The organism is Citrobacter sp. Ca225, from assembly GCF_030337175.1.
In the GTDB taxonomy this organism is placed as follows: Bacteria; Pseudomonadota; Gammaproteobacteria; order Enterobacterales; family Enterobacteriaceae; genus Citrobacter_A; species Citrobacter_A amalonaticus.
Map to the genome: position 1 here is coordinate 1 of NZ_JAOWCD010000093.1, position 23,064 is coordinate 23,064.

Annotated in this window: 24 protein-coding genes and 3 pseudogenes; 11 read left to right on the top strand and 16 right to left on the bottom strand. The window is 48.4% G+C overall.

What is annotated here, in order from left to right:
* The 3 genes and pseudogenes from arsA (OGW13_RS17560) to arsC all read left to right on the top strand — a co-directional run.
* Positions 1-558, top strand: a pseudogene (gene arsA / locus OGW13_RS17560) (arsenite efflux transporter ATPase subunit ArsA); the annotation flags it as partial.
* 46 nt (positions 559-604) lie between these two features.
* Complete coding sequence (gene arsB / locus OGW13_RS17565) at positions 605-1,894, top strand: arsenite efflux transporter membrane subunit ArsB (RefSeq protein ID WP_063448273.1); 1,290 nt, start codon at positions 605-607, stop codon at positions 1,892-1,894.
* A gap of 12 nt (positions 1,895-1,906) precedes the next feature.
* On the top strand, positions 1,907-2,332 hold the full coding sequence (arsC, locus tag OGW13_RS17570) for a glutaredoxin-dependent arsenate reductase (RefSeq protein ID WP_017880248.1): 426 nt from the start codon (positions 1,907-1,909) through the stop codon (positions 2,330-2,332).
* A gap of 34 nt (positions 2,333-2,366) precedes the next feature.
* Here arsC and OGW13_RS17575 read toward each other — a convergent pair whose 3' ends face one another.
* From OGW13_RS17575 to OGW13_RS17610, 9 genes are all read right to left on the bottom strand, one after another.
* Complete coding sequence (locus tag OGW13_RS17575; protein ID WP_063448274.1) at positions 2,367-2,903, bottom strand: GNAT family N-acetyltransferase; 537 nt, start codon at positions 2,901-2,903, stop codon at positions 2,367-2,369.
* 124 nt (positions 2,904-3,027) lie between these two features.
* The gene (gene arsA / locus OGW13_RS17580) at positions 3,028-4,785 is read right to left on the bottom strand and encodes an arsenical pump-driving ATPase (protein WP_063448275.1); all 1,758 of its coding nucleotides are present in this window, start codon (positions 4,783-4,785) and stop codon (positions 3,028-3,030) included.
* A 20-nt stretch (positions 4,786-4,805) separates the two neighbouring features.
* Positions 4,806-5,168 carry an arsenic metallochaperone ArsD family protein gene (locus OGW13_RS17585; RefSeq protein WP_063448276.1) on the bottom strand — a complete coding sequence of 121 codons (363 nt, stop codon included), beginning with the start codon at positions 5,166-5,168 and terminating at the stop codon, positions 4,806-4,808.
* 75 nt (positions 5,169-5,243) lie between these two features.
* A complete protein-coding gene (locus tag OGW13_RS17590) occupies positions 5,244-5,789 on the bottom strand; it encodes a sigma-70 family RNA polymerase sigma factor (protein ID WP_054627861.1) in 546 nt (181 codons plus the stop codon).
* 8 nt (positions 5,790-5,797) lie between these two features.
* A complete protein-coding gene (gene arsH / locus OGW13_RS17595; protein ID WP_023305188.1) occupies positions 5,798-6,511 on the bottom strand; it encodes an arsenical resistance protein ArsH in 714 nt (237 codons plus the stop codon).
* 1 nt (position 6,512) lies between these two features.
* A complete protein-coding gene (locus OGW13_RS17600) occupies positions 6,513-6,836 on the bottom strand; it encodes an ArsR/SmtB family transcription factor (protein ID WP_044599782.1) in 324 nt (107 codons plus the stop codon).
* 130 nt (positions 6,837-6,966) lie between these two features.
* Positions 6,967-7,362 carry a putative zinc ribbon protein gene (locus tag OGW13_RS25760; protein ID WP_115504077.1) on the bottom strand — a complete coding sequence of 132 codons (396 nt, stop codon included), beginning with the start codon at positions 7,360-7,362 and terminating at the stop codon, positions 6,967-6,969.
* A gap of 108 nt (positions 7,363-7,470) precedes the next feature.
* Positions 7,471-8,490: a YagK/YfjJ domain-containing protein gene (locus tag OGW13_RS17605; RefSeq protein WP_063448277.1), complete on the bottom strand. Its 1,020-nt coding sequence runs from the start codon at positions 8,488-8,490 to the stop codon at positions 7,471-7,473.
* Positions 8,491-8,839: 349 nt separating this feature from the next.
* Positions 8,840-9,043 (bottom strand): helix-turn-helix transcriptional regulator, encoded by a 204-nt coding sequence (locus OGW13_RS17610; protein WP_063448364.1) that lies wholly within the window; start codon positions 9,041-9,043, stop codon positions 8,840-8,842.
* Between the two features lie 365 nt (positions 9,044-9,408).
* On the opposite strand from OGW13_RS17610, the gene OGW13_RS17615 reads away from it, so the two are divergent.
* From OGW13_RS17615 to OGW13_RS17650, 8 genes are all read left to right on the top strand, one after another.
* Complete coding sequence (locus OGW13_RS17615; RefSeq protein WP_063448363.1) at positions 9,409-10,635, top strand: hypothetical protein; 1,227 nt, start codon at positions 9,409-9,411, stop codon at positions 10,633-10,635.
* Positions 10,636-10,988: 353 nt separating this feature from the next.
* Positions 10,989-11,423 carry a hypothetical protein gene (locus OGW13_RS17620; RefSeq protein WP_063448362.1) on the top strand — a complete coding sequence of 145 codons (435 nt, stop codon included), beginning with the start codon at positions 10,989-10,991 and terminating at the stop codon, positions 11,421-11,423.
* A 112-nt stretch (positions 11,424-11,535) separates the two neighbouring features.
* Entirely contained in the window at positions 11,536-12,375 is an 840-nt protein-coding gene (locus tag OGW13_RS17625) for a hypothetical protein (RefSeq protein WP_063448361.1), read from the top strand.
* A gap of 692 nt (positions 12,376-13,067) precedes the next feature.
* Complete coding sequence (locus OGW13_RS17630) at positions 13,068-13,889, top strand: DUF932 domain-containing protein (RefSeq protein WP_287116326.1); 822 nt, start codon at positions 13,068-13,070, stop codon at positions 13,887-13,889.
* A gap of 69 nt (positions 13,890-13,958) precedes the next feature.
* Positions 13,959-14,429 carry a RadC family protein gene (radC, locus tag OGW13_RS17635; protein ID WP_023305179.1) on the top strand — a complete coding sequence of 157 codons (471 nt, stop codon included), beginning with the start codon at positions 13,959-13,961 and terminating at the stop codon, positions 14,427-14,429.
* Between the two features lie 8 nt (positions 14,430-14,437).
* Positions 14,438-14,659, top strand: coding sequence for a DUF987 family protein (locus tag OGW13_RS17640; protein WP_057696015.1), 222 nt, complete (start codon positions 14,438-14,440; stop codon positions 14,657-14,659).
* A 31-nt stretch (positions 14,660-14,690) separates the two neighbouring features.
* Positions 14,691-15,047 (top strand): type IV toxin-antitoxin system YeeU family antitoxin, encoded by a 357-nt coding sequence (locus OGW13_RS17645; protein WP_057696016.1) that lies wholly within the window; start codon positions 14,691-14,693, stop codon positions 15,045-15,047.
* A 41-nt stretch (positions 15,048-15,088) separates the two neighbouring features.
* On the top strand, positions 15,089-15,409 hold the full coding sequence (locus OGW13_RS17650) for a TA system toxin CbtA family protein (protein WP_071605960.1): 321 nt from the start codon (positions 15,089-15,091) through the stop codon (positions 15,407-15,409).
* Between the two features lie 210 nt (positions 15,410-15,619).
* Here the strand turns inward: OGW13_RS17650 and OGW13_RS17655 are convergent.
* The 7 genes and pseudogenes from OGW13_RS17655 to OGW13_RS17685 all read right to left on the bottom strand — a co-directional run bounded on the left by OGW13_RS17655 (position 15,620) and on the right by OGW13_RS17685 (position 22,973).
* Positions 15,620-16,110, bottom strand: a pseudogene (locus OGW13_RS17655) (GNAT family N-acetyltransferase).
* Positions 16,111-16,280: 170 nt separating this feature from the next.
* Positions 16,281-17,378: an alkene reductase gene (locus OGW13_RS17660; RefSeq protein ID WP_287116327.1), complete on the bottom strand. Its 1,098-nt coding sequence runs from the start codon at positions 17,376-17,378 to the stop codon at positions 16,281-16,283.
* Between the two features lie 18 nt (positions 17,379-17,396).
* Entirely contained in the window at positions 17,397-17,609 is a 213-nt protein-coding gene (locus OGW13_RS17665; RefSeq protein WP_044254506.1) for a YdgH/BhsA/McbA family protein, read from the bottom strand.
* A gap of 369 nt (positions 17,610-17,978) precedes the next feature.
* Positions 17,979-18,809 (bottom strand): AraC family transcriptional regulator, encoded by an 831-nt coding sequence (locus tag OGW13_RS17670; protein WP_287116328.1) that lies wholly within the window; start codon positions 18,807-18,809, stop codon positions 17,979-17,981.
* A gap of 211 nt (positions 18,810-19,020) precedes the next feature.
* Positions 19,021-19,521: a helix-turn-helix transcriptional regulator gene (locus tag OGW13_RS17675; protein WP_044263569.1), complete on the bottom strand. Its 501-nt coding sequence runs from the start codon at positions 19,519-19,521 to the stop codon at positions 19,021-19,023.
* Positions 19,522-19,731: 210 nt separating this feature from the next.
* Positions 19,732-21,738 (bottom strand): annotated as a pseudogene (locus OGW13_RS17680) (autotransporter outer membrane beta-barrel domain-containing protein); the annotation flags it as partial.
* 27 nt (positions 21,739-21,765) lie between these two features.
* Positions 21,766-22,973 (bottom strand): IS3 family transposase gene (locus OGW13_RS17685; protein ID WP_109455549.1). Its coding sequence is split into 2 segments (ribosomal slippage): positions 21,766-22,652 and positions 22,652-22,973, totalling 1,209 coding nucleotides; the frame shifts between segments, so codons are not numbered across the junction.
* Between the last annotated feature and the right edge of the window lie 91 nt (positions 22,974-23,064).

The following is a 23,064-nucleotide window of genomic DNA, read 5'->3' on the forward strand; positions in this document are numbered from 1 at the left end:
CTTGAGACGAAGGGAAGAGATCTGGACGAAGCAGGGAAACGGCTACTGGAAGAGGATTTACGCTCTCCCTGTACTGAAGAAATTGCCGTGTTTCAGGCCTTTTCCAGGGTGATTCGTGAAGCGGGTAAACGGTTTGTTGTCATGGATACTGCCCCTACGGGGCACACGCTTTTACTGCTGGATGCGACCGGGGCTTACCACCGAGAGATTGCCAAAAAAATGGGGAGTAAAGGTCATTTTACTACCCCAATGATGCAGCTTCAGGACCCGGAACGCACCAAAGTTCTGCTGGTTACGCTTCCTGAAACCACACCGGTGCTGGAAGCGGCAAACCTGCAGGCTGACCTCGAGAGAGCGGGGATTCATCCGTGGGGCTGGATTATCAATAACAGCCTTTCCATTGCGGATACGCGTTCTCCGTTGCTTTGCCAGCGTGCTCATCAGGAACGGCCTCAGATTGAGGCTGTTAAGAATCAGCACGCTGACCGTATAGCGCTTGTTCCGGTGCTGGCGTCAGAGCCCGCCGGTATTGAAAAGCTCAGAGAGTTGATGAGTTAATTTTTGGCATATACAGGGCGACAAAGTCGCCCTGTCAGGAGGTTTTATGTTACTGGCAGGCGCTATTTTTGTCCTGACCATTGTTTTGGTTATCTGGCAACCGAAGGGATTAGGGATCGGCTGGAGTGCAATGCTGGGCGCGGGACTGGCTCTGATATCTGGCGTTGTGAATGTGGGAGATATTCCAGTGGTGTGGAATATCGTCTGGAACGCGACGGCGACCTTTATTGCCGTAATTATTATCAGCCTGCTGCTTGATGAGTCCGGTTTTTTCGAATGGGCAGCGCTGCACGTTTCCCGCTGGGGTAACGGTCGTGGACGTTTGCTCTTTACGTATATCGTTCTGCTCGGTGCGGCGGTGGCGGCACTGTTCGCCAACGATGGTGCGGCACTTATTCTAACGCCGATAGTCATCGCCATGCTGCTGGCACTAGGGTTCAGCAAAGGCACCACGCTGGCATTCGTCATGGCTGCGGGTTTTATTGCCGATACGGCCAGCCTGCCGCTTATCGTGTCGAACCTGGTGAATATCGTCTCGGCGGACTTCTTTGGACTGGGCTTCACTGAGTATGCGTCGGTAATGGTGCCGGTGGATATTGCCGCTATTATCGCCACGCTGGTGATGCTGCATCTGTTCTTTCGCAAAGACATTCCGCCAACGTATGACCTGGCTCTGCTGAAAGAACCGGCGAAAGCGATAAAAGATCTGGCAACCTTCAGAACCGGCTGGATAGTCTTAATTCTTCTGCTGGTTGGGTTCTTTGTCCTTGAGCCGCTCGGTATTCCCGTTAGCGCGATTGCGGCTGTTGGAGCTGTGATCCTGTTTGCAGTAGCTAAACGAGGCCATGCTATTAACACTGGCAAAGTGCTGCGCGGTGCGCCATGGCAGATCGTCATCTTCTCATTGGGGATGTACCTGGTGGTCTACGGTCTGCGCAACGCCGGGCTAACCGAATACCTTTCAGGTGTGCTGAACGTACTGGCGGATAAAGGACTCTGGGCTGCGACGCTGGGTACTGGCTTCCTGACGGCTTTCCTGTCTTCCATCATGAACAACATGCCTACTGTGCTGGTTGGCGCTCTTTCTATCGATGGAAGCACTGCAACTGGCGTTATTAAAGAGGCGATGATCTACGCCAACGTGATTGGCTGCGATCTGGGCCCGAAAATTACACCTATTGGTAGCCTGGCAACGCTGCTCTGGCTGCATGTCCTTTCACAGAAGAATATGACCATCACCTGGGGATACTATTTCCGCACCGGGATCGTCATGACTCTGCCTGTGCTGTTTGTAACGCTGGCCGCGCTGGCGCTACGTCTCTCTTTCACTTTGTAATGAGATACTGATATGAGCAACATCACCATTTATCACAACCCGGCCTGCGGCACGTCGCGTAATACGCTGGAGATGATCCGCAACAGCGGTAATGAACCGACCGTTATTCATTACCTTGAAAATCCACCGTCACGCGATGAACTGGTCAAACTTATCGCAGATATGGGGATTACAGTACGGGCGCTGCTGCGTAAAAATGTCGAGCCTTATGAAGAACTGGGGCTTGCCGAAGATAAGTTTACTGACGATCAGTTAATCGATTTTATGCTTCAGCATCCGATCCTGATTAACCGCCCGATTGTGGTGACACCGTTGGGAACGCGCCTTTGCCGCCCTTCCGAAGTGGTACTGGATATTCTTCCGGATGCGCAAAAAGGTGCATTTGCTAAGGAAGACGGCGAGAAAGTTGTTGATGAAACAGGTAAGCGATTGAAATAAACATAAAGGGGGCAGACGCCCCCTTATTCCTGCCTCAAGGCATAAGATCTGAACCTTCTGGCAGAGTACTATTCCCTTCACCAAGTTTCATTTGCAGCAAAACCGTGTCAAGCCAGCGGCCATGTTTGAAACCAATGTCCTTTAATGTGCCTATTTCAGTAAATCCTGCGCGGATATGCAGCGCAACAGAAGCAACGTTAGCGCTGTCACCCACAACAGCAATCATCTGACGATATCCCTGAGATTCGGCCCATTTTAATGCATGATCGAGCAGTGCTTTTCCGACGCCCTGGCGCTGATAAGCCGGATCAATATATATCGAATTTTCAACCGTGAACCGATAAGCATGGCGTTCGCGGTAACGGGAAATATAACAGTAGCCAATGATCGTATCGCCCTGCAGGGCGACATACCATGGGAATCCCCGAGACTGAATGCTCCTCAGTCGGTTAAGCATTTCCTGCATATCCGGAGGTTCGGTTTCGAAGCTACCTGTACCATGCAGAACATGGTGAGCATAGATAGTGCGTATCGCGGTAATGTGCTGTTCTTCAGCTTTGATAATGTGCATCGAATTGCTCCAGTAGTGGTGTTTTACAAACTACCGGAATTCGCGACAGCAAGTTAAGCACTTAAACTTATAATCTGTATAAGCAAAAGTTTGGCTACAGAAGATGGGGCCGCAGCCCCATCTATTAGCCTGCCATTTTTGCCAGCAGAGCCGCACCCACTGGTTCTTCGTTCTGCAGTGGTGTTAATGCAATACGCTTTGCAAACTGCTCTGTAACGTCATTTATCAGCGGCAGTTCGCGACTGGCTCGGGTTACCAGGAACGGTGAGGACGGTTTCGCAGCAGCCAGACTGCTATTGATTACCCATGCCCATGGTTCAATTTCAGCCCGACGCAAATCCTGCTGCAGGTTTGCTGCTTCCAGTACAGGTGTCGTTTCGGCAAGCGTCACGATAATCACCTTCGTCTTCTCCGGGTCCTGCAATTGCATCATTGGTGTCATCACATGGTCATGTGTTTGCCCCATCTGGCGCACCATTTCCCGGTGATAGGCCCCTGTTGCATCCAGTAGCAGAAGCGTATGACCCGTTGGCGCGGTGTCCATAATGACAAAATGATCGTCTGCCTCTTTGATGATCCGCGAGAATGCCTGGAAGACGGCGATCTCTTCAGTACATGGTGAGCGGAGATCTTCCTCCAGCACCGCCAGCCCTTCTGCATCTAACCCTTTCCCCTGATTTTCCAGAACAAAGCGACGATAGCGTTCAGTCTCTACTTTCGGGTCAATACGGCTGACCTGAAGGTTTGGTATCGAGCCATCCAGCGTATAAGACAGATGTGCTGCCGGATCTGACGTCGTCAGATGGACTTTATGGCCGCGTTTTGCCAGAGATACCGCCACCGATGCTGCAACAGCCGTTTTGCCGACCCCGCCTTTACCCATCGTCATTACCAGACCTTTACCTGTCAGGCTGAGTTCATCCACCAGCGAGGCAAGTTTCGGTAAATCCAGAGTGTTCAGCGTGGTAGTTGGGAGAGACATCGAGGCTTCGCTCTCTGTAAATAACCCACGCAGGGCTTCGAGACCGACCAGATTAAATGGCTTCAGATACAGCTGCGAGCGGGGAAGGTTCGCCAGATTCTCTGGCATAGCAAGTAGCGCTTTTTCCTCCCGAGCTAAAATACTTTGCGCCAGCGGATCATTTTCACCCACAAATGGCGGCAACACACCATTAATGGCAAGGTGTTGATGCCGCAAACCGATAGCAGACAGCTCATCATGAGTATGGGAAACCTCTTTCAGTGTCGAAGTCTGGGCGCGGGCAACCAGAACCAGACGCGTGAGTGCAGCATCAGAGAGCGCCTTAACCGCATCTGAGTACTGGTGCTGTTGTTTCTCCAGCCCCACCAGCGGCCCGAGGTTAGCGGCGGCATCGGGGTTCGCTTCCAGATAACCGCTCCAGGCTCCCGGCAGCTCAAGCATGCGGATGGTGTGACCGGTTGGCGCGGTATCAAATACGATATGGTCATATTTTTCCCGCAGCTCATGATTGGTCAGTAGACCGGTAAACTCATCAAACGCAGCGATTTCCGTGGTGCATGAGCCAGAGAGCTGTTCTTCAATACTGCTGACCACATCGGCTGGCATCAGCCCGCGAACCGGGTCGAGTACGCGGTCACGATAAGCCTGTGCTGCAGCCATCGGATCAACTTCCATCGCGGCAAGATTTTCTACGGTGCTGATATCTGTGATTCGGTGGCCGATAGTCTGGCTAAAGACCTGGCCGACATTGGAAGCCGGATCGGTACTCACCAGAAGCGTTCTCTTACCCTGATCGGCCAGCCATACCGCAGTAGCACAGGCCAGAGATGTTTTACCCACGCCACCTTTGCCAGTGAAGAAGATGAACGGGGGAATGTCTTTTAAAAATGGAATATTCATCAGTAATAGCTCCTCTGGAATTAAGGCATACGTGGAATGCTGCAGCAGCGTGGTTGCGTGTTGTCTTCACTCCAGTCCTGAGTAAGCGGAATACCTGACCAACGGGCGATATCTTCACGCGTCGGGAGTTTGCCTGCCATCACGAGCTTCCCATCGAGCAAGGTGACGGGGAGGGACTCCATTCCTGATGTGTTCAGGAACTCTTTGATGACGGGGGTATTCAGGAACTGCTGTGGGTTCTTCGCAAGGCTGTAGCGCTGAATATCAACGCCATTCTTTTTCGCCCATTCGGCGTTGGCGTTCCATTTGACGGCATTGTCGCTGACCACAACGCTGCTGGTTGCGCAGCAGCCTGCTGCTTCAAAGATCTCAATTTTTGACATGGACTGTTTACCTCAGTGTTTAGTCATTTGGCTTTACACTGAGGTAAACGAAGGTGACGGGAAAAAGATGCGCGATTAATTCATTTTTTTGTGGCAGCAGACGGGAGACGTGTCATCCGCCTCAATCTGACAAAGTTCTGTCATCGTTTCTTTCAGGTGCTTTCTGGCCCGAAGCAAACGGGATTTAAACGCCGTAAGCGTGATTCCCAGTTCATCGGCCAGAGACTGCTGGGGACGCCGGTTAAGGTCGGACTCTTCAATCAACCATCGCTCATCTTCGGGTAAAGCCTGTAATGTTTCAGGCAGGCAAATATCCAGCGTTGAGATTGCATCAGGGGATGCGTCTGTTAATGGGGCATCTTCTTCCAGCTCAACAAACTCCCTGGTGGTGCGGTACTCATCAATCAGCAGATTCCTCGCCGCCCGATATAGCCAGGCTCGCGGATTCTCCATCTCGCAGAAACTGTCTGAATGAGCGCGGGCACGCAGGAATAGCTCTTGCAGAAGGTCTGCTGCTTTTTCGCTATCACCTGTCTTCGATGTCAGGAAGCGAGAGAGTTCGGCTTCATGTTGCCGCCATAACGCGCTCATGCAGTTGTTGAATGCCGTTACATCACTCATCCTAGCCCTCAGATTTTGCTCTGATTAACCCGCCGGGAAAGTTCTTCTGCAGACTCTTTACGTTCGCTGTAGCGATCGACGAGATAAGCTGAGCTACCTCTTGTCAGCAGAGTAAATTTCACCAGTTCTTCCATCACATCCACGATGCGGTCGTAATAAGACGATGGTTTCATTCGTCCATCTTCATCAAACTCCTGCCAGGCTTTTGCCACGGAGGACTGATTCGGGATGGTGATCATCCGCATCCAGCGGCCAAGAATGCGCATCTGATTTACGGCATTGAAAGACTGGGAGCCACCGCAGACCTGCATAACGGCCAGCGTCTTACCCTGAGAAGGGCGAACAGCGCCTTCCGAAAGTGGTATCCAGTCAATCTGGGCCTTCATGATGCCGGTCATCGCACCATGGCGTTCAGGTGAGCACCACACCATGCCTTCGGACCAACGAACCAGCTCACGCAGCTCCATGACTTTAGGATGCGAATCAGGCGCATCATCAGGAAGAGGCAAGCCAGAAGGATTGAAGATCCGCACCTCTGCGCCCATGGCAGTCAGCAGCCTTGCAGCTTCCTCAGTTGCCAGTCGGCTGTAGGAACGTTCGCGTACAGAGCCGTACAACATGAGGATACGTGGAGGATGGGGCACGGCAGGAACGCCGAATCTTGCCTCTGTGATTGAGGTGTCGAACAAACCCGAATCAACATTCTTAAGATCACCTGTCATTTTACTTCTCCGTCTTCTGGGGCATGGTGAGGCAGTCGTCAGCTCCTGAGCAGCATTCTTCTGTCAGGAAGGCAATCAGAGCCTCAAGATTTTCATATCGAGCATGGCAAAAGAGCGTTCTGCCCTGACGTTCCTGGCGTACCAGAGAAACTGATATCAGCGATGAGAGATGATGGCTCAGCGTAGAGGCAGGTATGTCGAGCCGCTTCTGCAGTTCGCCAACCGGTAAACCTTCATGTCCGGCTTTAACCAGCTCTCTGTACACGCTCAGTCGCGTAGGATGTCCCAGCTCTTTCAGAGTGTCTGCTGCTTTTGAAAGCTCCATTTGCATCTCATTTCTATATTTCCGGAATTGTAGAAATATACCTAATTTCCTTTCCTGGTAAAAGAGAGGCAATGGTAGATGTCGGCACGCTCAGATTTAACCTACGAACTCTAACGACCGAAACTGTCTCTTAAACTTCTAACACATAAATCAAGTCGCGACATTTCGGACAAACCTTGTCCCCATGCCAGTGAGTATCGCACCAGCAGCATCGCCATTGCCGTATCGTCGTGTTAGTAGGTCGAAGGCGCATTTCTGAAGGCGGGATAGTTTTTGGCGAGGTTTGTTCTGGTACTGTTTGGAGCTTGTTAAATCGACATGTTTTAAGCCGAGCAACATTGTTGATATGCCTCGGTATGTGCACAAACGTTTTTGTAGATGTCAGAGGATTAAACTGAACACCGATCTGCAGTTTGCAGTAAATACAAAGCAATGAATCAAAATCAACCTGTTGAACAGATTCTGGTGTAACCCATTCACCATCTACGGTGACGGCGTGAGTGGCTAAGACGAAGTAATTCATCATGAACTCCGTAACAAATGAAAAAAGCCAGCATGGTTAGCTGGCTTTGTAGATAGAAGGGGGGAAGGAAGCATTACCGACTGTTACAACAGGTTAGGTTTACCGGCATATTTATGCTCTCTTCCTTTTTTTCAATGAACGTACTTCTCCGCGACCAAAGGTTCTGGCATTACCCGGAAGAACCAGACGTGCACAGGCATCGATTTTGGTGATGTAACTTAGCGCCTTAAGTAACCCCTTGTCCTTACTACTGTCACCGCGTTTCAGTTTGCCGAGGCAGCAGTCCTCATAACGCTCTTTGTAAGCGTTGCAGTTGTAGAACATGCCTTTACCTTTAGTAATAGTTTCATTCCAGTATCTCCCGAAAGCATGAGCAATCACGCCATCCTGTTGTGCCTTATTACCATTTAAGATAAATAGCATGTGGTAATGAAATTTACGTTGTGGGCCATATTCCAGTTTCCATACCGTCCCGAGGACATGGCGAAACATTGGATTCTTTTGCATATTGCGAAACAGCTGCTGACGGTGCTTACGGGCATCATCAGCAGTGATATCAGCTTTGTGTTCATTTGCCCATGATAAATCAACCCGCAAGACCAGCAGCCGGGAATGACGCTCCTGCAGATGTCTGATGTAATTCATCACTCCCTTAAGATTTTTAACCGAAGCCCTCTGGTACTTTCTGCATGCTTTTTTAAATCCTGCCTGGCTCACAGTAAACCGGTAATCCTGTATCAGCTTATTCAGCATTTCTGCTGTGGTAACAGTGTCTGCCCCTGCTATTTTCCCGTTATGGACACGCGAATATAAATTGGCGCCAGTAAATAGACGCTGGAAGGTAGCTATACGTGGATTAGCTATTCGTAATTTCATTGCATCTTGTGGCAACATATTAAGATAACGGATGGCATCAAGAATGGTGACTGACTCAGCGCTCTCTTTGTATCCTGAACGGTTATACAGAATAGCGAAAGGTAACTTACGTCCTCTGCTGATAGTTTTAAGACAACTATCCAGTTGTTCTAATCTGAGTCTGAATTCATTGTCATCGGATATGGTGACATAGGGAGTATTATTCTCAATGTGATATTCAGCATGAGATAACAGGAATGATTCTGGTAAGGCCATAATGTATTTCTCTGAGACCGGTCAGCCATTGCTGACCGGCAATGTATTAGTGTGGTTATTGGATGAGTGTCTTTGTCTAATATTCAGTATGAATAGTTATATCAGAGGTAGTGTCTGTGTGATAACAAAGTAGAAGTGTATAACACCTCAATGAGATGGGTATAAAGTGCTTATATGGGGTGATATTGTTTGATGATTGAGTGCATTAATGACCGATTGATAATGCATTAAATACAATAATAAATAAACCGTCTTTATAAATCACATAAAACCCATGAGCAACAAGGCACGCAAGTATAAAAGCATGGTGTAAAGTTAGTGACCTTTTTATCACTATCTTTAATTGTCTTTATGCTCTCGAGTCATTAATGCGGGCTTCTAACCATTCTTTTACTTCACGTTCAATCCAGCGGGAGCTGCGGCCAAACTTTATAGGTTTTGGAAATTTCCCTTGCTGTGCCATTTTATAAAACCACTTATCAGACAGACTGGTCAGCTCGGTAATGAAAACCATATCAACGAACCGGTCTTTATAAATATCAATCTCTTTCATGACTTCTCCAAAAGAATTTAACATGAGGACGCCGGGCGGCATCCTTTCAAATGGATAGGTCAGGTATGTATGGTTTTACATTTCTATGGAGAGTCTCCATAGTGGTTGAAGAGTCATTACTGAAAGCATACAGGGACAGGTTATGGCCTTTCACTATGGCGATAAGGAAACTCTCCTTACATCCCTGTCTAAAAAAAGCTACTTTCTATGTAATTTGTCACTAGTGCTGGACGTTTCATCAAAAAAAACACTACAAAAAAACTACGAAAAATCTACTTATTGACTATGCAATACACTACAATTATTATCAGTATAAAAATAATGGATATGCTGTAAATTGAGTCCGGCATTCAAAGAGGTAAAAGATGACTTTAAGCAAAGGAAAGAATGAGAATTACAGGCTAAAAATAAAAACAAAAAGAGAACTATCCGTTTTTTATTGGTTTGTAATGGAAAATAAACCTATGGTCGATCGCTACCGTTCCTCACCTCTAAAAAACATGAAAAGAATAAATTCAATTTACCGAATGAATATACGGGATGCCTCTTTACTATTATCTGAAATTATCAGTGACTATTATTCAGGTGTCCTTGATGCTATACTTCATTATGAAAGAAAAATAGAAATTTTTCTTGACTCACTTCTTCCAGAATCAGAGTTTGAATGGTTCAGGAAAAATGAGCATGCTTGTTATTTTGTTTGGTTAAGTATTAAAAAATACTATCCTCAGCTATCTTCTGAAATGCTCAATATTCAACAGGAGGTTGCACCACAAAAATTTAGCAATGTGCATTCTCTGGTTGACCTATCAGGTCTTGATAATTTTAGCCAAAAGAATCAGCATGCAATTGCATCGGAACCTTTTCTTTCAGAAATAAACTCGCTGCATGTACATCCCGCATCCCACAAAGAACGTTATAACTCTATCCTGTATTTCATGGATCTAGTTCCATCATACTTCATTGATAAATTATCATTTATAAAAAACATAAGGTCTCAATGGGATGTTAAGTTTAAAGCAAAACGTAAGTTAAATATCCCCGTGGAAAATACAGGTCTATGCCAGTGGGCCTGGGACTATATGAAAAATAAACCATCCATGAGGAAGCGCGTTTACAGTCAAGGCACAGAAGCGCCAGAGGGGGGAATTAAATTATCTGTTGAAGATTATTCACTCTCAATATGTTCTGCTGACGACAAATATGGCATCTGCAATAAGAATATGTCAGAAAGTACGGCACAGGAGGATTACAATAAATCACCTAACAATGACGCCGATAATGACAAGAGTTCAAAGCATGAAAGTGGCATAAAAAAGGTGAGTTATAAAACCATAGACCTTTTTCCGGAAAATGGCAGTTCTCTATCCAGTATTAATAGAATTGGCTGGCATGATGCATTTGAGATCATTCAGCCATCGACACCAAGAGAAACATATTTAGCTATCCATGCAGTCTGGATTTTCTATGTTGGAGGAACCTTCTTGGAACCAGAACTTTATAACCAGTTTAAGCGTGCCAGGGATACATACCTTACCCGTAAAAGAAAAAAAATAAAAATAATCAGAAATAAATTACAGGAGCTGAATTAGTCTGTGGGCAACTGGTGAGCTTATAACTTAGTATAAATTACCCCATAAAAGTGCCTTGAAAGTATTCCAGATCATTTCACATCTATATTACCCACATGAAGCCGTGCCAGTATGTATTACTGGCGCGGCTTCTTCACATTGATCTATTGCACCGATCGATACTCAAGCAGTGATAGTTGCTGACTATTAATAGCGAGAAATCGATCGTTTTATCAATAGAATATAACGATCGATTCCTGGAAACTGATCTGTAGTAACGATTATCCCATTCTCTCTCAAATGCATAGGATCAGGTGGCCTTTTGTACAGCAAAGGGCCATTTTTCGTTTGTAAAACAACAGTAAGGAATCTCTATGTTCAAGGTCACTTCTGCACTCTTTCTCAGTGCAACTTTGTTCACCACCGCTGCGCACGCGACCATTCAGGAACAGCAGTGGGGTAACTGGTTTGGTAATACCAGCGGAATGGAATTTGGTATTAATGCCGACAATGATGTTGGTGAGCACATTACCTTCACTTGCATCGGAGGCCACTTGGGCATCACCTACAGCGTCCCAGCAAAGAACTATTCAATTTCTTCTGGGGCAGGTCTGAAAAAGCCAGGGTTGATCATCAACTCAACCCACTATCAATTAGGCGAAGCTGCATTTATGGCGCTCAAAAACACCAGTGATGAAGGAGTGCTGGAAGTCACTGAAGCCAAAAAACCATTGTCCAAACCGTTCAAAACTGTAGGTCTTCAGGAAGCGCTGAAAGAGGTAACCTGGCAGGACTGCATCAGCCGTTAAGCACCTTCTTCGCCTATTTCTCAAAACAGCACAGTTTGCTGTTTTAACCACTCGTTGCTGGAGTTCAGATACGTCCAGCAGAGCCAACGACAAACGTCCTCAGGGTGTCATCATGACAGAGTTTATTTCACGCTTATTTGTTATCTCAGTGCTTTCATTTCCGGCCCTAAGTTTTGCCATCACCATTCCCGGTAATATTCACCCAGAGCGATACACGTTCTTTCTAACAGATAGAGGCGGTGAAATGCTTCGCGAAATGAACGATGCGGCAGTCAGCGTAAAACTCAACAACAAAGTTGGTTTTAGCGCTGAGGCACAGAGCAAGGCTGCTGCTGCGAACATATCTCCTTTGCTGTACGCAGCATCACCCCTTGAACAGAACTTTATCCGCTACGACAGTAAACCGGTTAAGGCTCTGACTTGTCTCGTAACGACCCGCACTATGCCGGGTCAGAATAAAAATTACACATGGGAGGAAACCTACTGCCTTGATGAAACCGGTGCTGCTTACATCGGCACAAAAGGCTGGCCGTCACGTGCTATCGTCGAAAAGAGTTGCGAGGTGGGTGTCCCCAGTTGTCCTGTATATCTTGGTCTGAACAATGATCCACCGACCATGCGGAATGATGCTGCGCAATATATTCCTTACAACAGCAAACGCGTAAGTAGGAATAAAGAAAGTAACTCTGAGCCAAAACCAGCAGCTGGAGAAATGGTCGCAGAGCAGGACGGTTATGTGGTGAATTATGTAAAAGGTAGCAGTTGTGCTGACAACAAACTGGTTGTTAAAAACACAAGCTCCGGGAAAACCGCCGAAATTGCAGGATTAAATGGTTGCTCTTTTGACCCGAAGAAAAATGCAGTAATTATCTTCCCTCAAAATGAATACGTCGGCGTTTACAGCGGCCCCACAAACGCTTCTGAGGAAATAGCCTCAGTCGATCTCCCCTAATTACTCTTCTAGTCCGGTATAAGCTTCCTGCGATACCGGACGCCTTTTGGATCAACCTATGAAAACTAAAAAATCCCCGGACGATACAACGCCAGATGCAGAATCATTTGGGTTGACCTGGCCCGTTGTTTTCAGCGTCGCAGGCCTCACTCTGCTGAGAAGTAAGTCGGTCGTATGCCAGACAATGGGAGCCAGCCTGATGACCTACAGCCTGATAAGACTCATAAAAAAACTCGCCACGCTTACCTGAAAAGTCCCAATCAGGCAACACGGTTTGTGTTCTAACACCTGTACCAGACGTACTATCACCTTCCGAAGCTCGCCTGGAAGCTAACTCTCGACAAAAGCTGAATCGTTCCTTTATCAAAGGGCTGGCTGCAATAGCAGAGGACAGAATCAATGATGATGCCTTTGTTTTATCGGTGTGCAGCAAAGCGTATGAACGCTTACCTCTGAACATAAGGCGAGTCGTTAAATACGAGTGGTGTCTTCGATACTTCCAGTACAGTAAACCCTTTATTCTGCAGCGATTACAACATCACCAGGCCGAAAAGCTAATACCACCGGCATTACCTGACAGAGAACTCTCGCCACAGCAGAGCCAGCCACCAGCCTCTCCCTGAACATTTCATCTTCCATCCAATGCCACTCTACTGGAGTGGCTTTTATGCCCGTTTTAAAAGGAATCAACTATGACCCGTTTAGCCAGCCGCTTTGGTGCAGTCAACCTTGTTCGTCGTGACCGCCCGTTAACTCGCGACGAACTGGCCCATTATGTGCCCAGTGTCTTCAGCGAAGAAAAGCATGAATCCCGTAGTGATCGCTATACCTACATCCCGACAATTACCCTTCTCGATAACTTGCAACGCGAAGGCTTCCAGCCATTCTTCGCGTGTCAAACCAGAGTCCGCGACCAGAGCAAACGAGAGCATACGAAGCACATGCTGCGCCTGCGTCGTGAAGGCCAGATTACTGGCAAACAGGTTCCCGAAATTATTCTGCTGAACAGCCACGACGGCTCCAGCTCATATCAGATGCTACCGGGGTTATTCAGAGCAGTTTGCCAAAATGGGCTGATTTGCGGTGAGAGTTTTGGCGAAGTACGCGTGCCGCATAAAGGCAACGTAATAGAGAAAGTCATCGAAGGGGCCTACGAAGTACTGGGAATATTTGACCGCGTAGAAGAGAAACGCGATTCCATGCAGTCGCTTTTGTTGCCGCCGCCCGCTCAGCAGGCTATGGCGAAAGCGGCGCTGACATATCGCTTCGGTGAGGAGCACCAACCGGTGACAGAGACGCAGATACTTTCCCCACGCCGCTGGCAGGATGAGAGTAACGACCTGTGGACCACTTATCAGCGCATTCAGGAAAACCTGATTAAAGGCGGGCTATCGGGGAGAACAACCAAAGGAAAGCGCGCCCATACCCGAGCAGTGAAAGGTATTGACGGTGATGTGAAGCTCAACCGGGCCCTCTGGGTGATGGCTGAGAATATGCTGCAGCTTGCTTCATGATCTCTTCCACTATTTTCCCTTAACGCCTTTCCGAAGATTCGGAAGGGCTTTTCTTTCTAAGGAGCAACCATGTCTACGATCAATTTATCCCCGGTATTTCCTGCAAACGAGCAGCGAGTCATCCAGCGAGCATTACGTCTGCTGGAGAAATACCAGCGTCAACCGAGTGAGTCATTTACCTCTGCCAGCCTTACAAAAACCTGGCTGCAACTGCAGATGGCTCACCTGGAGCGGGAAGTCTTCATTGTAATGTATCTCGACAATCAGCATTGCCTGCTAGAGCGGGAAACACTGTTTACCGGCACGCTCAGCCATACCGAAGTGCATCCCCGCGAAGTGGTTAAATCAGCCCTGAAACATAACGCTGCTGCGGTCATTTTGGCGCATAACCACCCGTCCGGCACGACAGAAATCAGCCAGCAGGATAAACATGTCACTCAGCGAATTGCTAAAGCCTTGGCTCTGGTGGAAGTGCGTGTGCTGGATCATCTTGTGGTCGGGAACGAAGTGGTGTCTTTTGCTGAATGTGGCTTGTTATGAGGTGCAGAATGAAAATCATCAGTAAGCGCCAGGCGATGCATATTTATCGTCAGCATCCCGAATCCAGGCTATCTGCCTTCTGTACAGGTCACTACCAGTGGCATGGCAGTGTATGCCATTACTATGGATATGAAGTTCAGCATATCAGCGGCGTACTCGCTGTTTTTGTTGAACGTCGTCAGGACCGGGCAGGTCCGTACGCTATTCTTCGCTGCGTGACGGTGAACTAATCATCCCACTCAATCATTGAGGAGTATATTAATGCAGTCGACCACCATATCCGGCACATCGGCGAAGAACACATCCTGCCTTCAGTGGGGATTAAAACGTAATATCACGCCGTGCTTCGGCGCTCGTCTGGTACAGGAAGGCAAGCGCCTATACTTTTTGGCTGACCGGGCAGGATTTAATGGCTCATTCAGTGACGCAGAAGCATTGAGTCTGGACCAAGCGTTTCCACTAATGGTGAAACAGCTTGAGCGGATGCTGACAACTGGCGAGCTTGATCCTCACAACCAGCACTGCGTCACACTGCATCACAATGGACTTACTTGTGAAGCTGACACTCTCGGCTCTTATGGCTACGTTTATATCGCCATTTATCCCCATCAGCTATAACCAGTTAACACCTTCCTCTACTTTTATCAGGGAATCAACTCATGCATATTTCGACTGTACCGAAAACAGTGACGGTTTCGTCACGCCTGTCTCCTGTCCAAGTTTGGCAAAAACTATTAACGTATATTTTAGAGCATCATTACGGCCTCACGATCAACGACACACCGTTCAGTAACGATACGACGATTCAGGAACATATAGAGGCGGGAGTGAATCTTACTGATGCTGTTAATTTCCTTGTGGAACGATTCGAGCTTGTGCGCATTGACCAGAAGAGTTTCTCCTGGCAGGATCAAGAACCTTGGATAACATCTTTGGATGTTCATCGGGCACAGTCCAACCTTGGCTTGAAACGCCCATAAATCAGCCAACTGATCCTTAAGGAAAACATGTGGGGGCATAATCGGGGGCACATCAGTAAAGCGCATAGGAAAATAATCAATAAATTCAACATGATTAACCACCAAATGCGACTCCTGTGATCTCCGCCAAAATATCATGCCCTATTCCCGCTTCAGAAAGCCTAAAAACGCCTTCTACATTCGAGTTTCGCGCGGTTTTCATCGCGTCTCTTACAACACCATCACCATCTCGTGCCACGCCATCCCGCCGTGATCGGATTCAGACGGTTTGACGTAGCGGTAGCCAAAGTGAGCATAAAGATCGACATGACGATCTTTGCACATCAGGTGAATCGTCTTTTTGTGCATCGCTTTCATCCGCGCCACAAATTCACGCATCATCAGTGAAGAATAGCCTTTCCCCTGAAAATCCGGGTGCACTACCACCGACATAATCACCGCATTGGGCGCATCCGGATCGTGGCCTACCAGTTCCTTAAAAGCCTCGTCAGACATCACCACTTCCCAGGCGCAACCGGCATTAATAAAGCCAGCCACCTCGCTGTTTAACTCCATGCACATAAATCCCTGCGGATAGCGCTGGATACGGGTAGCAATCTTTTCCGGGTTGCCGCTTCATCGCCTTCATAGGCGAGCGTTTCAATCTCATAACAGCGGTCAACATCGGCGGGCGTGGCCTGACGGAATAGCGGAGTGGGCATGCGTTTACCTTTTTTTGAATCAACTGGACTGCCTCATCATACCCGCAGATAACACGGTTTACGCTGATGGTATTCACATGAAAATGAAAGGGATGCACAAAGCCCGGCGTGATGTTATTCGCCGGACCATTTGCGGATGTGCGAGCAGATTGACGCATTGCGTCATGAAATCAGCTAGCCGGGTAGTCCAGATACCCTTCTTTCCCGCCACCAAAGAACGTCTCTTTAATTGGCGCATTCAGCGGCAAGTCATTTTTTAGTCGATGCGGCAGATCCGGGTTGGCAATAAACGGACGACCAAAACCGATCAGATCGGCCCAGCCGTTCGCCAGCGCCTCTTCAGCACGGGCTTTGGTGTATTTACCGGAGTAAATCAACGTGCCGTGGAAGATAATACGCAGCGCTTCTTTAAACGCGGCAGGCATGACCGGCGCATCTTCCCAGTCCGCTTCGGCGATATGAATATAGGCAATGCCTAGCTCGTTCAGCACGCTGGCTGCCGCCAGATAGGTCGCTTCCGGGGTATCATCTTTTGACCCCATCAGCGTGGTCAGCGGAGCGAGACGAATACCCACGCGCTCTTTACCAATTGCCGCAGAGACCGCCGTCACCACCTCCCGCATAAAGCGCAGACGGTTTTGCAGCGAGCCGCCGTATTCGTCGTCACGCAGGTTGGCCTGCGAGTCAATGAACTGATTGATCAGATAGCCGTTCGCCCCATGCAGTTCAATGCCGTCAAATCCTGCAGCGATAGCATTACGCGCCGCCTGAGCATAGTCATTGACAATAGCCGGGATCTCTTCCAGCGTCAGGGCGCGCGGCATGTCATGCTGCACCATCTCGCCGACGCCATTTTCCGGGCCGCGCCCTTTCACATCGACAAAGACTTTCACCCCTGGCGCCTGAATGGCAGAAGAAGAGACCGGCACGGCGCCGCCAGGTTGCAGAACGGTGTGTGAAACACGACCGACGTGCCACAACTGAGCGAAGATTTTACCGCCCGCCTTGTGCACGGCGTCGGTGACTTTTTTCCAGCCAGCAATCTGTGTATCGGAATAGATACCCGGCGTCCAGGCATAGCCCTGACCCTGCTGGCTGATTTGCGTGCCTTCGCTAATGATAAGCCCCGCGCTGGCACGCTGCGCGTAATAGTCCGCCATCATGTCAGTCGCGACGTCGCCTGCCCCGGCGCGAGAACGCGTCATCGGCGGCATAACAATCCGGTTTTTTAACGGCAAGGCATTCAGCGCATAGTGATCGAATAACATAATGGGTTTCCCTCGCGATTAGTTATACAGTTCTGCACTCATAGTGACGGTATTGCCCATGCGAGCGCTGGTGATTTTGTATTCAGAGGCGTTCATCTCTTTCGCTTTTTGCGCAATCACTGCTTCAGCAGAATCCAGCGTGGTGCCAGACGCCGTAACGCTCTGTGCAGAGGCGCTAAAGGTCATAGCAGAGAACAGAGAAGCAGTAATAACAGCGATAATGGTTTTCATGTTTAATCCCAGAGTAAATTGATTGGTTGGCGTTGAATAACGCGTTGGGAGAAGAATACGCTGACGACCTGATGACATAAATGATACAAATGGCAATAGACTATTGCGTTTTTGTTCACAATAAGAGGAGAACGGATCGCCAGTGATTTTGGCTCTGCGCGTTTGACCTGCCATCAGACAAACCACTGCGCTTTGAAGAAGGCCACTATGGCGAGATACAGATTCAGGGCTTTACCCGATCTGAGGAAGCGAACGGGATCGATAAAAGCAAAGACTTAACGCAACAGGTAGGGTAATGATTTCAGCAATACTCCAGCCTGTTACGCCAAAGTCGTTTTGTCCTGCGAAATATCTTAACGATATCGATCATCAGGATTGTTTTTTTACCTTCAAAGAAAACTGTTTCGGTGTTATGCCAAAGAACTCTTTAAAGTTACGAATAAAGTATGAAGTACTGGTATAGCCCACTTCATTGGCAATACTGTTAATATGCTTCTCAGTCGTGGTGATGAGTTTCGCCGCCTGATGCATGCGAATATCCAACACCAGCGTATTAAAATTATTACTCTCTTTCTCCAGCTTTTTACGAATCGACACCTCCGACATATGTAAAATGTTCGCCAGATCTGCCAGCCTCCACGATTTAGAGAGATCGGCTTCAATGATTGACTTCAGTCGTTCAGTAAAGGTGGTATCCGTTGATACCGACAAGGAATAAACTAAGGATTCTATATCCCTCATTTTAGAAAGAAGATAGGTTATTTTATAAACTTGTCGGTGTTGTGGGACATCGCTTCCAATTAATCGCTTGAAGATTTTTGTATCTGTTTCATCAACAGGACAGGTAAATATTTTACGCCGCGTCTGGTTGACTCTTTGCGGATCTAACAACAGCGGTTCCATCACCTTACAGATACAACTCAATACATCACTATCAACGTGATAGAGCTCATAAGGAACCCCTTTACCTAGCACTTTTAATGCAACATCAATCACTGTGTTTTTTTCGATATAACAAAGTGATTCAGGGGGTACATTAAAGGACTGCCCATCTTTCGTTTTTATAAGCAGTTGCGCATCCCGTAGATAGATAATCGCACAGTTATAAAAACGTATCTTTTTCAGCACCAACAGATTGTTGTGTGCATAGCTTTCCTTAGCCGGAAAATTAAGGGTACTTAAAGCACTTTGACTATTCATACAGTCACCCCCATGCTTTGTATGCATATAATTTCATGGGTTATCAGCCATGTAAATTCGGAATTTTTTAATTAACGAAATAGTTTATAATTTTAATTATTACTTTTTTAACTATGCATTTCTTTAAAATACATAGCGTTACCCAGTGGCTTTGGTGATGTAGTTAACAATTTTAATATTTTCAACAGGAAATTACACGTAGAAACAGCAATCAGGTATTTGACACCAGAAAAAAATCATTAAGCAGCAGCGGCAGTTTTCTGGTGGACTCCGCGCCGAGTTTAATTTTTATCTCGCGTATCCTATAATAAATAGTATTTTCCTTTAGCTGTGTTAACGTCGCGATCTCCCTGACTTTCTTCCTTTTAAAAAAGTACAAATAGACAATTTTTCGTTCATCCTCCGTAAAGTCGTTGAACACAGAAACAGGCGAAGGTCTGCTGCTTGTCAGGACTCGCAGTTTCTTACAACGGTACGCAATCTGATCGAGGGACAGACACGTCACCGGGAGTTTCTCCATAAGAAAACTGTAAGCAAAGTAATCGTCCTTGTCGCAGACCAGATATATTTTATTATATTTATTAAGCACATCATGATCAGATTCAATCTCTCTGTACTCATGACATTTAATATCTGGATCATCATTAGAGAGCAATGACAACCCATAATTAAAATAGGCATTTTTACTTGCCAACAAAAAAGCAACCGACATAAGAACTCTTAGTTATCAAATGTATTAGACACCTTAACCAAAAGGGACTATAAAGTATGAAAAGTGCAAAAACCACCCTAAAAAATAACCCATTGCGATAAAATTATGCACACTAACTTGTTGCGTAAATGGATTTAATTCTCACTCACATTTAATCCATAAAAAAGCCTGAACTATAGGTTCAGGCTTTTACTGACTCACCTGTTAAAATCAGAATGAATAACGGATATTGGCGTTAATTGCCTTATCGATATCGTAATGACCGAAGGCCGAACGCTCTATATTAAGACTAATCCTGGTGTTTTCTTTAATTCTGGCATTAACACCTAAACTGAAGTTAACACGGCTATCTTTACCATTCTTAATATGAGTTTCCCCGGCAAAATCATGAACAACCGTCTCTGCCGGTTTAAACAGGTCATACTGATAATGAACGCCCGCCAGCGCCGTCAGTTCCCAGTCTTTCCCTCTGAACGTTTTTCCGGATTCCACCCCCGTACGACCAATCAACGGATTCTCCTGCTTACGCTGCATACGGATGTCTGAACCTGCAGACTGCCAGTCAAACCGGGTTCCTGACACTGAGCCATAAACCAGTTCCGTCTGCGGCTGGATAAAAGTTTCGCCGGGTAGCGAGAAGCGCCAGCCGGTTTCTGCACCCAGATACCAGGAGTGCGAGCGGTAATCCTGCTCCGGCATTCCGGTTTCACTCGCCGAATAGTGGTTGTCGTGGCGAACATATTTACCGATGGCATCCACATACAGCCCGGAGTCAAACATCGCGGAAGCATAAAGACCGATACCGGTTGATTTTGTCTGACCGGACCAGCCATCGCCATGGCTGTTACTGTGAGTGAACGTTGCCGTCACACCGGTAAACAGGTCACCACCGTCAAACGCGTGCTTTCTGTCAGCGCCAGCCTGCAGGTGAGTCCAGCTGTCTGAATAACCCGCATCTGCGGAACCGGTACCGCTGAAGACTCGCGCCCACGCCCCGGTTTCACCGTGGGTGTTGCGCAGGTCGCCCATGCGATAGTTCAGGTTGTTCATCTCCGTCAGGAAGTTTTTAAATCCCGTATTCATAATGGCTTTACTGGCCTGCACCGCCGCATTGTCCTGCTGCACGTCAAACCCTTCCAGTCGCCATTGTTTGCTGTTCCCGCTCTCCACGATACCCATCTGCGGCGTGAAGGTATGAACACCCGCGCGCTGTGTCACCGGTTTGAGCGTGAACACATCGGCAGCCGTCGCTTTCGGTGCCGTCACTAACGCGACGGGTGATGTTTCCTTACTCACTGAATCCACAGACGGGACAACAACCAGCGCATTGTTTTTACCGGTCAGCGACTGCTTAACCGTTACCGTATCTGCCGTTTTACCGTCAGTGTTCATGATGAACTGGCTGTTGCTGGCCGTCAGAGTATCCACCGTCAGAGAACCCGCTGCGCCGGCATTGCCAAAGCGCACCTGTGAACCTTTCAGGTCGAGAGATTTCACCACGGACTGCCCGCTCGCCTGCCAGAGGGTATTCGTCATCACCGCGCCTGCCAGTGGCGCACTCAGGTTGCCACCATAAGCTGTGAACAGATCCTTACTGGCATCCTCTGCCGTACCTATATTCAGGCTGGCGGCAGCATCCGCCTTGATATTGCCTGTTATTACGCTACCCGCGCCGACATTCAGCGTGGTGCCCTGCCCGTCAAGACGCCAGCGCTCAGCCGAGTACGTTCCGGTTAACAGCGAAAGCGTTGATCCTGTACCGGCAGTCACTTCACTGTCAGAAACCAGCCCCGACGTTGCCGTCAGCTTCGCGCCATCTGCCAGTGACAGCGGCGAGTGGCTGAAACGGCTGAACTGGCTGAGAACGGCATCACTGGACGCCACGGTCACCGAACTGTCTGCGCTGTCAATCCCGCCGGTAAAGTGTTCATTAATGTTGAGGGTGGAGCCGTTCTTCAGCTGTACGCGTCCGGTGAAACGGCTCTGATCGGCGTCGTTTGTCGCTTTTGACTGCCCGAATGACGGCGTGGTTTTCACCCCGTTCCCGTCATTGAGGTCGATATAGAGGTTTTCACTGCCCAGCGTTACGGTGGAATGGTCGGCATTAATATGTGTATTAAGGCTGGCATTCCTCGCCAGACTGAAATCAGCGTTATGCAGGTTAAGCTGCTTCAGGCTGAACTGGCGGGTCTCCCAGTCACTCTGGGTGATCTTGACCCGCCATCTCCGGACAGCTTTTGTATCTTAAGTTAACGATGTCCGCTGCCGCCGATATTCCCTCGGGGAGTGATATCCCAGCGCGCTGTGCGGGTGGTTTTCATTGTAATGTGTGAACGCTGCTGCAAGGTTTCGCAGGGCTGTTCTCACATCTGGTTTTGGCATGAACGCGATATAGTCTTCCTTCATCGTCTTCACGAATCGTTCGGCCATGCCATTGCTCTGCGGGCTGCTCACCGCTGTTGTACACGGCTCCAGATTCAGCTCTCTGGCGAACCTCCGCGTTTCATGCGCGGTATATGCTGAACCGTTATCCGTCAGCCATTGAACCGGTGTGGTCGGCAGCCCGTCGCCGAAGCGCTTTTCCACCGACCTCAGCATCACATCCTGCACCGTCGAACTGTCGTAGCCTCCTGTGCTCGCTGCCCAGTCTATGGCTTCTCTGTCGCAGCAGTCCAGCGCGAACGTGACCCGCAGCTTCTCACCGTTGTCGCAGCCGAACTCGAAGCCATCTGAACACCAGCGCATATCGCTTTCTGCCACCGCGATTTTGCCCTTATGTTCACGCTTCGACCGCTCTGGTTTGTCATGCAGTAACAGCAGATTATGCTCACTCATAAGCCGGTAAAGCCGTTTGGCGTTCACGGGGGGCAGTCCCTCTGTACGGCGTTGCGTACGCAGGATGCCCCACACACGGCGATAGCCGTAACTGGGCATATCGCTGATGATATCGAGGATCTCTGACAGTATTTCAGCGTCTGCTTCGTCATCACGCCGGTTACAGCGCCTGTCCTGCCAGTCGGCAGAACGGTTAATTCGCAGTGACAGCTGCGCACGCGACACGCCCATGGTGCGGCTGACCAGGGCTATTCCCCGTCCTTTGGCAACAAGGGCGCGTGCGCTATCCATTTTCGCGACTGAGCGTACTCCACGGCTTCTTTCAGGATCTCAACTTCCATCGTCTTCTTGCCCAGCAGGCGCTGAAGCTCCCGGACCTGCTTCAGAGCAGCAGTAAGCTCAGAAGCTGGAACAACTTCTTCTCCGGCCGCAACGGCGGTGAGGCTGCCTTCCTGATATTGCTTCTTCCACTTAAACAGCAGGCTGGGCTGGATGCCATGCAGGCGGGCGACATGGGAGACATTCATGCCCGGCTCCATCGTCTGCTGGATAATGGCGATCTTCTCCTGAGGAGTTTTACGTTTACGGACTTCTTGCCCTAACAGGATCCCGGTCATCTCAAAATTGGCGTTAGTGTTAGACATATATTCAAGCCTATCTCTTATCTGGAGATACAGCTACTGTCTGGTGTTTCAGGGGGCTACATCA